This is a genomic window from Paraburkholderia sp. 32 (assembly GCF_050435345.1).
Taxonomy (GTDB): Bacteria; Pseudomonadota; Gammaproteobacteria; order Burkholderiales; family Burkholderiaceae; genus Paraburkholderia; species Paraburkholderia tuberum.
Map to the genome: position 1 here is coordinate 194,746 of NZ_JBNDKD010000002.1, position 12,577 is coordinate 207,322.

At 61.1% G+C, this 12,577-nt stretch carries 12 protein-coding genes; 7 read left to right on the forward strand and 5 right to left on the reverse strand.

What is annotated here, in order from left to right:
- Window positions 1-190: 190 nt before the first annotated feature.
- Together OKW26_RS16210 and OKW26_RS16215 are read left to right on the forward strand one after the other, a co-directional pair.
- Window positions 191-1,216, forward strand: a complete 1,026-nt coding sequence (locus OKW26_RS16210; RefSeq protein ID WP_429354383.1) for a lysylphosphatidylglycerol synthase domain-containing protein — start codon at window positions 191-193, stop codon at window positions 1,214-1,216.
- Entirely contained in the window at window positions 1,191-2,414 is a 1,224-nt protein-coding gene (locus OKW26_RS16215; protein WP_429354384.1) for a polysaccharide pyruvyl transferase family protein, read from the forward strand. The genes OKW26_RS16210 and OKW26_RS16215 overlap by 26 nt, the downstream gene beginning before the upstream one ends.
- A 71-nt stretch (window positions 2,415-2,485) precedes the next feature.
- Here the strand turns inward: OKW26_RS16215 and OKW26_RS16220 are convergent, their stop codons facing one another.
- Entirely contained in the window at window positions 2,486-3,202 is a 717-nt protein-coding gene (locus tag OKW26_RS16220; RefSeq protein ID WP_429354385.1) for a transposase, read from the reverse strand.
- Window positions 3,203-3,439: 237 nt separating this feature from the next.
- Entirely contained in the window at window positions 3,440-3,604 is a 165-nt protein-coding gene (locus OKW26_RS16225) for a hypothetical protein (RefSeq protein ID WP_167368794.1), read from the reverse strand.
- A gap of 488 nt (window positions 3,605-4,092) precedes the next feature.
- Between OKW26_RS16225 and OKW26_RS16230 the strand changes: the two genes are divergently transcribed.
- Together OKW26_RS16230 and OKW26_RS16235 are read left to right on the forward strand one after the other, a co-directional pair.
- A complete protein-coding gene (locus OKW26_RS16230; protein ID WP_429354386.1) occupies window positions 4,093-5,136 on the forward strand; it encodes an AraC family transcriptional regulator in 1,044 nt (347 codons plus the stop codon).
- A gap of 228 nt (window positions 5,137-5,364) precedes the next feature.
- The gene (locus OKW26_RS16235) at window positions 5,365-6,297 is read left to right on the forward strand and encodes a hypothetical protein (protein WP_184069682.1); all 933 of its coding nucleotides are present in this window, start codon (window positions 5,365-5,367) and stop codon (window positions 6,295-6,297) included.
- A 62-nt stretch (window positions 6,298-6,359) separates the two neighbouring features.
- Here the strand turns inward: OKW26_RS16235 and OKW26_RS16240 are convergent, their stop codons facing one another.
- Window positions 6,360-6,944, reverse strand: coding sequence for a glutathione binding-like protein (locus OKW26_RS16240; RefSeq protein WP_429354387.1), 585 nt, complete (start codon window positions 6,942-6,944; stop codon window positions 6,360-6,362).
- 268 nt (window positions 6,945-7,212) lie between these two features.
- Between OKW26_RS16240 and OKW26_RS16245 the strand changes: the two genes are divergently transcribed.
- Complete coding sequence (locus OKW26_RS16245) at window positions 7,213-9,966, forward strand: UPF0182 family protein (protein ID WP_429354388.1); 2,754 nt, start codon at window positions 7,213-7,215, stop codon at window positions 9,964-9,966.
- Window positions 9,967-9,978: 12 nt separating this feature from the next.
- On the opposite strand, the gene OKW26_RS16250 is transcribed toward OKW26_RS16245, so the two are convergent.
- Complete coding sequence (locus tag OKW26_RS16250) at window positions 9,979-10,500, reverse strand: hypothetical protein (protein ID WP_429354389.1); 522 nt, start codon at window positions 10,498-10,500, stop codon at window positions 9,979-9,981.
- A 123-nt stretch (window positions 10,501-10,623) separates the two neighbouring features.
- Window positions 10,624-11,046: an ACT domain-containing protein gene (locus tag OKW26_RS16255; RefSeq protein ID WP_429354390.1), complete on the reverse strand. Its 423-nt coding sequence runs from the start codon at window positions 11,044-11,046 to the stop codon at window positions 10,624-10,626.
- Between the two features lie 163 nt (window positions 11,047-11,209).
- Between OKW26_RS16255 and OKW26_RS16260 the strand changes: the two genes are divergently transcribed.
- Together OKW26_RS16260 and OKW26_RS16265 are read left to right on the forward strand one after the other, a co-directional pair.
- Window positions 11,210-11,419, forward strand: a complete 210-nt coding sequence (locus OKW26_RS16260; protein WP_084754273.1) for a hypothetical protein — start codon at window positions 11,210-11,212, stop codon at window positions 11,417-11,419.
- 241 nt (window positions 11,420-11,660) lie between these two features.
- Window positions 11,661-12,566, forward strand: coding sequence for a S1C family serine protease (locus OKW26_RS16265; RefSeq protein WP_184039521.1), 906 nt, complete (start codon window positions 11,661-11,663; stop codon window positions 12,564-12,566).
- The last annotated feature ends 11 nt before the right edge of the window (window positions 12,567-12,577 follow it).

The following is a 12,577-nucleotide window of genomic DNA, read 5'->3' on the forward strand; positions in this document are numbered from 1 at the left end:
AATCACACACCATTCTCCCCGCGCGGGGAACGAGTTATGCGACAGCTCGAATAGGGGCCCGAGGTGCGATATGCCAGATTCTCGGTGAAAAGTTATCGGGAGAGTCGCAGCTGCGCCTCGATGTCCGAAGTGGACGCAAAAGTCTATTGCTGCGGCTTCAAAGCGACTGACCCTACGCTCGCGCCAGCTTATGAAATATCTCGCCCGGGCTGCCGCACTTGCTGGCCTGGCCATCGCGGTCTGGCTCGTCTGGCACGCCGACGCGCAGAAGGTGCTCGGTTTGATGCGCGCGGCCGGCGCCGGGCTCGCGCTTGCAGGGATGGTCCACATTCTGCCGATGCTCGCCAACGCAAGGAATTGGCAAATGCTGATGCGCGGCGCGACACGCCCGAAGCTGTTCGCCGTACTGCGTCTCGTCTGGATTCGGGAGTCCGTGAACGGCATGTTGCCCGTTGCCCGAGTGGGCGGTGAAGTCGTGACGTTTCGCATGATGCGCAAACGGGGCATGGAGCCTGCCCCGGCCATGGCGAGCCTCGTCGTCGACCTCCAGCTCACGCTCATCAGCGAAATGCTGTTCGCCATTGCGGCCATCGGCTATCTGATCGCCCATGCCGGCTCCAGGGCGTTGCACCTCGCAGCCAGGCTCGGAGGCGGCATCGCCATTCTGGCGGTTCTGCTCCTGGCGTTTTCGTTCGTGCAGCGAGCGAGTCCGTTCGCGCGGCTCACGAAACTTTTCAATCGCATCACGAGCGGCAAGTTCCGCTCGCTCGTCGGCGAGTCGGTGCGCATCGATCAATCGATCAGTGAGCTCTGGCATCAGCCCGGCGTCATCATCCGTTACCTGCTCATCTGGCAATCACTCCAATGCATCGCGACGGCGCTCGAGCTATGGCTCGCGCTCTATTTTCTGTCGGCAAAAGCAGGTTTCCTGCAGGCAGTCGTACTCGAGTCGCTCATCCAGGCGCTCAGCAGCGTCGCGTTCTTTGTGCCTGGCGCACTCGGCGTTCAGGAAGGTGGATTTCTGCTGATCGGCACGGTACTTGGTTTCCATCCGCAGCTTTGCCTTGCGCTCGCGGGTGCGCGCCGTATTCGTGACATCATCGTCTTTCTGCCTGGACTGATCGCCTGGCAGGTGGAGGAGTGGCGCGACAAGCGGCGACTTCGTACCGAGGGAGGTCGGGGCCCGAATCATGATGCGAGACACAGGAAAACATGATGCGGTCGTGGTGTTCGGCGCCTTCGATCGCCACAACCTGGGTGACCTGCTGTTCCCTCACGTCGTCGCAAAACTGCTTGCGTGCGACGACGTGATCTTCGCCGGGCTCGCGGAGCGCGACCTGCGCGTCCACGGCGGCCACGCTGTTCAGGCGCTCGCGCAACTGGCCGCAGAACGCGGCAAGGACCGTGTGCATATCGTGCACGCGGGCGGCGAGATCCTGACTTGCGGCGACTGGGAGGCGGCGGTGATGCTGCTGCCGTGGGACCAGGCACAGAAGATCGTCGCGCGACTGGAAACGCACAACGACGAGCGACGCGCGTGGGCACGTGCGCTGATGGGTCTCGATGCGCTTGCCCCCTACATGACGTCTCGCGCGATGTTTCCCTGTGCGTCGAGCGTCACTTATCACGCGGCCGGCGGCGTCGATGTGGAGCGACTCGATCCCGGGATGCGAGCAGAAGTCCTGTCGAAGCTCGCGCAAGCCGACGACGTCAGCGTGCGTGACATCCACACCCAGAACGGGCTCGCCGCAGCAGGCATTCTCGCGCGGCTCGTGCCGGATCCGGCGGTGATGGTGACGGAGCTGTTCGGCGCGAACATTCGCGCGTGCAAGGAACGAAGCGGCGTGGCGGATTTGCAAAGGGCGTTTCCCGAGGGGTATGTCGCCGTGCAGTTCAGTGCGGATTTCGGCGACGACGGAACGCTCGGTGTGCTTGCGCGCGAGCTCGATCGCGTGTCGAACGAGAGCGGGCTTGGTATTGTGTTCTTTCGAGCGGGTGCGGCGCCCTGGCATGACGATATGGCCTGCTACGAGCGGATTGCGGCACGGATGAAGGTCTCACGTACGCAACTCTTCCGTTCGCTGGAGATATGGGACATCTGCGCACTGATCGCAGACGCCACGGCCTACGCGGGAAGCAGCCTGCACGGACGGATCGTCGCGCTGGCGTTCGGCTTGCCGCGGGTGAACTTCTTCCATCCGGCGCGCGCGAACGACACGACCAAACAGTCCGCGTTTGCCGCGACGTGGGAGCCAGCGTGCGTGCCGGGCAGCGTCGGGATCGAGGCACTTTCGCAAGCAATGCTCCATGCCCTGACGATCGACCGGACGTTGCTGCGGCGCACGGCCACACACCTCGCCGCTCGCTATCGCGAGGGATTCGCGCAGACGCGAGCGGCAATGTGTTGTGCGTGAAATGCAGGGCCTCGCGCGACGGGCGGCGTCGGCGCGGTCGTGTAATCTCGCGAAGCTCGATCGTTCTTTGCTTAGCCCACGTGTACGAGCGAGCGTGTGGTGCGAACCGTGGACGGCCGGTCGCGCAGCAGCAGTGGCATCAAGCGCCGATTGGCTGTCTGCGCCGCCCATTCGCAATACGCGGGGCTGCCGAGCACCCAGCCGTTGAGCGTCGACTGCATCAGGTTATTGATCTCGCGTTCGTCAACAGGCTGTGCGCCCAGATCGCGATAAGTCTGGTGGCGCTCGAACGGCGTATTGCCGAGCGCCCGGTACAGTGGGTGGTCCTTGATGAACCTATCGACACGCAGCCCGATGTGGTGCGCGCAGCTCGACCACGGGTAGTTTCCCGGCTCGGCCGCCAGGCCATTGCGCACCGGCGCCTGATCGATGACCTGGCTCGCGAGCAGGAAATACCGGTCGGGCTCAATCACTGTCGACCGGTACTCGCCACGCCATACCGCACCGCGGCGTCCATGGCGGCGGTTGAAGGTCTCGGCATAGCGGCGGCCAACCGCCTGCATTGCCATGGCGACGCTCGACTCGTACGAAGGCGTGACGAGGAACTGTACCGAATGAGGCATGAGCACCCACGCATGGACCGCCAGATCGGCGACGCGCGCTGCGTCTGCCACGCAGGCGAGGAAGTACAGGTAGTCTCCTTCGTCCATGAAAGCGGGCCCCGCGAGTCCCTGCAAGATAACGTGCTGCGGTTGATCGGGGACGTAGTGCCGTGCAAGCCGTGCCATGCTGAATTAACCGGAGATCCGATGTGAGAAAGCGGTCCGACAGATATCGGACGCGGGACCGTGTGTAACGTGCTGGAGGAAATTCTAGCGATCATGTTCGTGCATCTGCATCACGAACAGGCCTTTTTTATGGCCTCTGTTCGTCGATTTGCCGATCGCAACCAGTGTCTCTTATGCCAATGCTGAATTGCAGCGCCGCGCTCGGACGTTGATCGACGAACGCTTCGCATCGCAGCTCTATCCCTTGTCGAACAGACTTGAAACCCGCGAGATCGTTTTCGCGGTCAGAACCAGCAATGCACCAGCGATGCTGTAATCGACGTGATGCATAACGTCGGCCAGATAGAAAACGGATAGCGCAATGATCGGGTGGTACATCGCACGGCTTATCAGGCGTTTCATCGGTGTCTCACGCTACTGTGTTTGCGCGAAGCGGTCAGTTGCTGTGCTTGAACCGATTCGTGCAAGTTGGGTGACGCGCCAGGTTTCCAGAGTCCGAGGAAGGCTTGTTGGCGAAGTACGGATGACGCCGATCCGTGATGTTCCTTCCTGTCATGAACTCTGCCCGCGGCAAGCGATTGCCGTCCTGCCCGTGCGTCGATCTTTCTTGTCCGATCGTCCACTTCTTGCCGATGCATCGCGTGCGCAGTGCGGGCGTCCACAAAGATCGTCCTGTCATCCTGGCGAAGCGCACGTTCCGCGGTGCGCTTTTTGCCAGGCGCGAGTCTTCAACGGACCCGCAAAGCGCTTCATAAGCCTCGCGCAAAACGCCAGTAAGGGAATTGTCATCAAGTGAGGTTGCGGGTATAACATGGAGCCCTTGGCCATCCTGACGAATGAACGGCGGCCAGGTTTCTCGCCCGGGAAATCGCATTTCACGCGAGCTATCCATGGATGCAGTCTCTGAGGTTCTGCGCGCTGTTCGTCTGAGCGGCGCCGTGTTTCTGAACGGGACACTCACCGCGCCGTGGTGTCTGATCGGTCGCACCGATGCATCGCTCTGCGGCGCTTACTTGCCGCCTTCGGAGCGCGTCGTTTCTTATCATCTGATCATAGAGGGGAGTTGCTGGGCGACGCTGGCCGACGATCCCGGTTCGGCGATTCACGTCCATGCCGGCGAACTGATCGTGGTGCCTCAGGGTGAAACGCACATCATCGGCAGCGCGATCGATATCTCCCCTGTGCCGTCGGACTCGCTACTGGCCGGGCAGATGGCGACAGCACCCGGTGAAGTGATGACGCTGTCCTATGGCGGCGGGGGCGCTGTGACGCGCATCGTGTGCGGCTTTCTGGCCTGCGACGATACTTTGAGCAATCCGCTGCTCTCGTCGCTGCCGCGACTGTTCAAGATCGACATGCGCCAGGATCCGCGTGCGGCATGGCTCGAGTCGTCTCTCAAACTTGCTGCCGCGGAAGCGGCCGACTCGCGCGCGGGCGGCACGATCGTGCTTGCCAGGCTATCGGAACTGCTGTTTGTCGAAGCAATCCGTAGCTGTATTGAAGCGCTACCTGATAACCAGACCGGGTGGCTCGCCGGCGTGCGTGACCGCTACGTTGGACGCGCGCTCTCGCTGCTTCATGCGCAGGCGGCGCATGCGTGGACCGTCGAGGAACTTGCGCGCAAAGTGGGCCTGTCGCGTTCCGCGTTGGCGCAACGCTTTACCGATCTTCTGGGGCAGCCGCCCATGCAATACCTCGCGAGATGGCGCATGCAGATTGCGGCGCACGAACTTCTGATCGGTAGCAAGCCGCTCAACGCCGTTGCGGAACAGATTGGCTATGAGTCGGAAGCCGCATTCAGTCGCGCGTTCAGACGCGAATTCGGCATGCCGCCGGCCGGCTGGCGCAAGAGCAAAGGAAACACGAACGGCGTGGCCACATCAGCGCAGCACGCGCAACCTACGCGTGGCGTTGCCGCACTGCGGGATCAGTGATGCCTGCCGCGACGCGCCGTGCTGTTTCTACCCACTCAATTGTCGACCTGTGCGACCAACGTGACGAAACGGCGTTTCAGTCATATCGTCCGGCGACTCGATCATAGAACTTCAAGACTCCCAATCGTAAATTGAGCGTGCCGGAAAGCCAGATCATCCGACTGGCTCTGCCCGGTGAATCGACACTCAACGCTAGACCGCATCGCGGTCCATATTGGGAGAACTTCAATGAACGCAATATTGCGGCTGTCCGATCGCGATCGCTACGCCCGATGCATTCGCGCTTCGAAGATGGTCAGTTGGGACATCGACCGTGACGTGATTGGAGGCCGTACCTTCGACATGTCCCAGAAGTATTTGCCGGACGGGCTCTCGCTGGTGCCGGATTTCATCATGCTCTCGGAGGCTGAGAAGCGGTTCGTCAGCCAGATTCAGGGGCGTACATACGCGAACGTGTTCGGGCTCGTCGAGCGCTTCATTAACGCCAAGGTGCTGGAAGTGAGCCGGGACTACTGGCTCGGCGATCAGGTGGCGCTCGAAGCGCTCGTGCGTTTCAGCGACGAAGAGCTTAAACACCAGGCGCTGTTTCGCCGCATCGAAAAAATGATCGGCGAAACGCTGCCCGCGGGTTATCGCTTCGACGTCGATCCCGATGCGCTTGCCGCCGTGGTCCTCGGCAAGAGCACCTGGGCGGTGCTGGCCATGACGCTGCATATTGAACTGTTCTCGCAAATTCACTACCGCCAGAGCATTCATCCTGACGATCAGTTATCCGAGCTGTTCAAGGATGTATTTCTGTACCACTGGAAGGAAGAAAGTCAGCACGCCATTCTCGATGAGCTGGAATGGAAGCGGCACGACGCTACGCTGACAGATGCGGCGCGCGACAACGCGGTCAACGAGTTCATCGACCTGATGATTGCGATCGACGGCATTTTGCGCGGGCAGGCGACAGCGGACTCGCGGTATTTCATCGCGAACTGCGGGCGTGCCGTCGTCGAGGCAGAAGCCATGTCGATCGAAGCGAATTTCCATCATGCCTACCGGTGGCAGTACCTCCATTCCGGTATGCATCACCCCCATTTCGCGGAAGTGCTCGATCGGCTCGTCTCCGAAGAGCAGGGGATGCGTATCCGGGCCGCACTCGCCACACTGCATTGAGCGAGCCCGAACACACACGAATCATCCAGCTAAAGGTGCGCGCGGCGAGGATCTGCGTTTCATCAGTCGAGTCCCTCGTGCTTCATGGCAAGCTGGACGGCCGGACGCGCGCGCATCAGTTCGGCAAAGTTTCGCAATTTCTCCGACACTTCGATGCCTACCTTTTTGGCCCAGAGCAGCATCGTGAACAGATAGGCGTCCGCCACACTCGCTTCGCTGCCGAACAGGTATTCGCCCTTGAACATGGTGGCGATCAACTGGAAGCGTTGACCGAGCTTCTCGCGCGCTGCCGTTGCTTCAGCATCCGAAGTGGGCTTGAAAACACGGCTGAACTGTTTGTGGATTTCCGTCGAAATGAACGCGAGCATCTCGAGCAGGCGCAGGCTGCCGGGTTCGCTATTCGGCGCAAGGGCAGGCTTGCGCTGTGCGACCCACGAAAGAATCGCGATATTCTCGGTAAGCCGTTGACCATCATCCATTTCGAGGGTTGGGACGTAACTCTTTGGATTGATCCGATTGAACTGCTCACCAGTCTCGGTCTCCTTGGACTTCAAGTCGACGCGAATCCTTTCGAAAGTGAGATCGGCCTCATGCATTGCGATATGGTCGGCGAGGCTGCAGGCACCAGGCGAATAGTAGAGCTTCATGATAGGGGTCCCTTTTCGTGAGATGAACTGAACCGTTTCAACGCAGCAAAGGGCGTGCCGCCGCCGTCGACACGGTTCGTGAGGCAGGTTTGCGGCAAGGCGAGTTTCCCGGAAAAACGTACCGTCCTGACGAGTACTGCGGGAATCCAGGTGCCGGCGCACTTTGGCATAATTGCCGCATCGCTGCCCCGGGCACCGCCCGTTTTGACTCGCCGAACCCGGATCGCAATCGCAGCAGGGCAGGGCGACGGCCAGCACAGGAGAGACCATGCGGTCGGAAGTGAAGTCCGGCGTGCGCCTGAGACATTATGCAATCACGGTGACGGCCGTCATCGTTGGCCTGCTTGTCGTCGGACGCATCACCGGCATCCTGGTCAACTGGCTGTGGTTCTCTTCGATCGGCTATGGTGGCGTTTTCTGGACCATCCTCTGCGCGAGAGCGCTGCTGTTTGCCGCGGTGTTCGCAGTCTCGGCGTGCGCGATATGGCTGTCTGGGATTTTGGCGCATCGTTACGCGAGGCGCATCGATATCTTGCGAGCGCAAACAGCTGATCCATCGGGTCCGACGGAAGTTGCCGTTGAATTGTCTGAACTGATCGCGCCGCACATTCCCTGGCGCTCCAGTATTGCCTGCGCCGCGGTCGTCCTGGGGTTGGTTATTGCCGCTAGCGAAGTCTCGAGCTGGGACCTCGCGCTTCGCTTCATTTATCAGGTCCCTGTTGGCGAACGCGATCCGATCTTTGACAGGGATATCGGCTTTTATCTGTTCTCGCTCCCCGCGTATGTCGCACTCAAGAACTGGCTGCTGCAGCTAATCTTCTGGAGCGCGATCGTGGCAGGCGTTGTCTACGGGTTGCGCGGTGACATCGCGCTGGAGCGGCCACCGCGCACGCTCTCGGCCGCCCCCCTCACTCATGGTTCGGCACTGCTCGGTTTGTTCTTTGCGGTGAAGGCCTGGTCGTGGTGGCTCGACCGCTTTCTGCTGCTCTATGGCGACAACGGCGTCGTGGTCGGCGCCAGCTATACCGATGTCCACGTCGAGTTGCCGGTCCTGTGGATGCTTGTCGGCCTTGCCGCGGCCTCATCCGTTGCCCTTTGGATCAACATGCGCCGGCGGAGCCATCTGCAACCCGTCGTTCTCGCGCTGCTCGTATTCGGCAGTTCGTTTGTATTCGCTGTGATCTATCCGTCGCTGTTTCAGCGCTTCTATGTCAAACCGAGCGAGCTGAAACTGGAAACACCCTATATCGAGCACGCTATCGCGCTAACGCGACAGGCTTACGGCCTCGCCAAGATCGAGGTTAAACCGTTTGAGGCCGAGCAGGGACTGACTCTCGACTCGCTGCAGGCCAATCGGGCGACCATCGACAACATCCGGCTATGGGATGTGCAACCGCTGATGGATACCTATGCACAGCTGCAGGAGATCAGGACTTACTACAAATTTATTTCGGTGGACATCGACCGCTATCAGCTTGACCCCGGATACAGACAGGTAATGCTGTCGGCGCGTGAACTGGAACCGGCGATGCTTCCGACCAACGCCCAAACCTGGGTGAACCTGCACCTTATCTTTACTCACGGCATCGGCGTCGTGATGTCGCCAGTCACCGAGAAATCCACCGAAGGCTTACCGTTTTTCTATCTGCGCGATATTCCGCCAGTCTCCAACGGCGGCCCGGCCATTCGCGAACCACGTCTTTATTTCAGCGAAGGCCGGCAGGACTACGTCATCGTGAACGGCAACGTAGCGGAGTTCGACTTTCCCCAACGGCCGACTAATGCCTACACGACGTATAGCGGGCGCGATGGCGTCAGCATCGGCAGTGTGGCACGCCGCAGTCTGTTCGCCTGGCAGCTCGACGATCCGAACATCCTGCTGAGCGGCTATATCACAGACAAGAGCCGGATCCTGCTTCATCGCAACATTCAGGACCGCGTGCGTACGATCGCGCCATTCCTGACTCTCGACCATGACCCCTATATCGTCGCAAGCAATGGGCGCCTGTTCTGGATCCAGGACGCCTACACCGTCAGCCGGTGGTTTCCTTACTCCCGGCCGGGTTTCGGCGACGGCGCCAATTACATCCGAAACGCCGTCAAGGTCGTGGTCGATGCATATAACGGCACGGTCGATTTCTACGTCAGCGATCCCGCCGATCCGCTCCTGCGCACATACGAGCGCATCTTCCCGGGTTTGTTCAAGCCTTTGGACGTGATGCCACCGGAGCTGCGAAAGCATATCCGCTATCCCGAAGATCTGTTCCTGATCCAGGCGCAGCTCTACCGCGCCTATCATATGGATGCGCCGGAGATCTTCTACAACCGCGAGGATCTGTGGCAGTTTCCCCAGGAGCTGGTCGGAATGGATGGCGGAAGCACCGCCAGCACGATGCCGCCGTATTACACGATCATGCGACTCCCCGGCGACGCACGCGCCGAGTTCATCCTCATGCTGCCGATGGTGCCGAGCCAGCGCGAGAACATGATTGCCTGGCTGGCGGCGCGTTGCGATGCGCCCGGGTACGGCAAGCTCATCGTGTACACCTTTCCCAAGGACAAGCTGATCTATGGGCCGTTTCAGATCGAAGCGCGGATTCAGCAGAATACCGAGATCTCGCAGCAGATCTCGTTGTGGAACCAGATGGGCTCACGCGTCATTCGCGGTCATCTCGTGGTCGTGCCGATCGAGAACTCGATCCTCTACGTTTCGCCGCTCTATTTGCGCGCGGCGTCCGGTCAGTTGCCGGAGTTGAAGCGGGTGATTGCCGCGTATGGGGACCGTGTGGTGATGGAGAACACTCTGGATGAGGCGCTGGCGGCGCTTTTCAGTGAGACCGCACAAGCGGCATCGCCAGCCCGAGGCACAGTGGACGCACGCGCGAGAGAGGCACTTGTCCACTATGACCGCGCCATCGAGCGACTGAAGGCGGGAGACTGGAGCGGCTTCGGCGCGGAACTGGATGCCCTCCGGCCGTTGCTCGAGGCACTCGGCGCTGGCCGTTCCGATGACCGGAAGTGACCAACGGGACGATCAATGCGGCTCGCCGAGGCAAGCGTCGGCAACATCGACGATCGGCTCGCTGTCGGCGTGAGCTTGAGGAAACCGATCAACGCACTTGATCTGAACGTAGGTCCACCACGTTCCCGGTGGATCGTGACCCAGCCACAACACAGTGGCTGCGACCTTGGTTCGCAGCCCCCATTGGCGCCAGTCAGCACCCGTTGGCGAAAAGTTTCCGTGAATGTCCTTGTACAGGTTACGGTCCAACCCGTATCGCTTCAGATAGGGCGGGTTGATGCGCTCCTCGGACGTAGCCGGCCCGCCACGTGCGATGCCCGCTTGCGCCAGGGCCGCGTCCCGGCGGAAATCGCTCACGGCACGGCCGACCACCGACAGCTCGAACAGCAATGCCCCGCCAACTGCCATGCAAGTCGCGACAATGCAAAGCGAGAGCGCCCAAAGCACCCGCCTTCGGGTCGTCGGTGTCTTCATCACTGTCGACCTCCTACCGGCATCGGGATTCGCCGCCATGCCCGGCGCTTCGTTCGCCATTCAAATGGCCGCTCGGCTTTGTCGCAACGGATTTGAGATGGTCGACGGCAGTCGTGTCAGACAGAGTGGCCCCCTTGCCTCGTCAGCAAGAGCCAGGCCGGTTTGCAGTCCGGTACGGGTACTTCAGGCCCTTTGTAGAAGGTCAATCGCCTTTTCGGCATCGTCCAACGAGTCGACCGCGAGATACGCAATGAACTGCGTGCCAAGTACAGCGGCCGAGACGCCGCGAAGGTTGATCCCCCCTTCCGCCAACATCTGGGTCAATTGCGCGATGATCCCCAACTGGTCCAGACCCATTACACGGACGGAGTGAAGGCTCGGGCTGACGCTGAACCCCGCCTGTGTGGCGGCACGGATCGCACTTTCTCCCTCTAGCGGAGCGACAAACACGACTCCCTTACCCGCTGCCTCTGGCGTTCGACGTGCCACGACGAACTGCAAGTCGACACCAGCATCCCGCAAGACGCTTAAGACCTTCGCAAGGCCTCCCGGTTTATCGTCGATGGTAGCTGCCCAAACCTCGACCCGTTCCACGCTCAGTTCCATGGCCGTCCCTCCCGGCTCGAACCTCATTAGAAAAATCTACTTCACGAACGGCACGCGGGCAAGGACTGTCGGAGTACGCGCTGCTCGGCGAGCCGCGTCCAACTTGCTGCTACCGAGCATCTGTATCAAGATCAAGTCGCCTCATCACAAACAGGCGACTCTCATGACAGACGATCCCGATGGCGATCCTGCTACCGATCCCGACAAACTGAAAGGCCCAGGCGGCATGAGTTTGAGGCAGATCCACGAACAGGTTCAGAAGTCCGTCCAGCGCGACTGCGAAGCGCAGACTGCGCGCCACGCGCCCGCTCCACCGCAAAGCCGGTGGCAGCGGTGGGTTCGCTATGTATGGGGCCGTAGCGGGCGGCGCTAACCGCAGTGTGATCAGGGACGTGCTGGTCGCAGACCAGACTCGTTGCATCGTGAAGTCCGCGCTGCATCCACCCGGCTACCCATTTGGGTGGTGTGGGCCCCCCGTCGTTCTGTCATTGTGAACCCGTCGTCATCACGCTAGCTGGACAGGCGAACAAACGTCGACGCGAAGCACTGGCAGGTCGCACGCAATTGACAGGGGGCTTGAAATGGAAACCACATCCTCGAGCGGAAATCTTTTGATGGATCTCTCGGACAATCTGGCAGACATCGTCGCGCGAGTCGGGCGGAGTGTCGTCGCAGTACACGGCCGACATCGCATGCCGTCGAGTGGCGTAATCTGGCGACGTGGCGTCGTCGTGACGGCTGCACACACGCTCAGGCGTGAGGACGGCATCGAAGTCACGTTGACCGACGGCCGTACGGTCGCCGCAGTCCTCGCGGGCCTGGATCTGGGGTCCGACGTCGGCGTGCTGAAACTGGACGGCGTGGACCTCGACCCGATCGGTTCCGGCGACGCCCACTCACTGAAGCCGGGTCATCTTGCGCTCGCCGTCGCACGTGCGGACGATTCCGGCGTCAGCGCTGATTTTGGCGTGATCGGTAGCATAGGTGGTCCCTGGCGCACGTGGAAAGGCGGACAACTCGATGCGTTCGTGCGACTGGACGGCGGTCTGCGCCCGGGTTTCTCCGGGGCGGCCCTCGCGGACATGCGCGGGCAGGTCATCGGCATCTGCACCTCGGCACTGATGCGCGGCGCCGGCATCGTGATTCCGGGGATGACCGTGGAGCGCGTCACCGATGAACTGTTGGCTAAAGGGCGCGTCTCGCGGGGCTACCTTGGTGTCGGCACGCAGCGGGTCGGCCTGCTGGACGCCTGGGTCAATAAAATGAACCTGTCGTTCAGCAGTGGATTGCTGATCAATTCGCTTGCGCCGGGCGGCCCTGCGGAGCAGGCGGGCGTGCTGATAGGCGATGTACTGATCGAACTGGACGGCAAGCCTTGCCGCGACATGGGTGACGTGAGTGCGGCGCTGGGCTCCGCAAGCATTGGGCAGCAGTTGCACATCGCCTTGATCCGAGGCGGCGAACGCCACGCGTGTTCGGTAACGGTGGGCGAACGGCCCCAACGGAATTCGTGCAGGTGACGTCCGGGAAG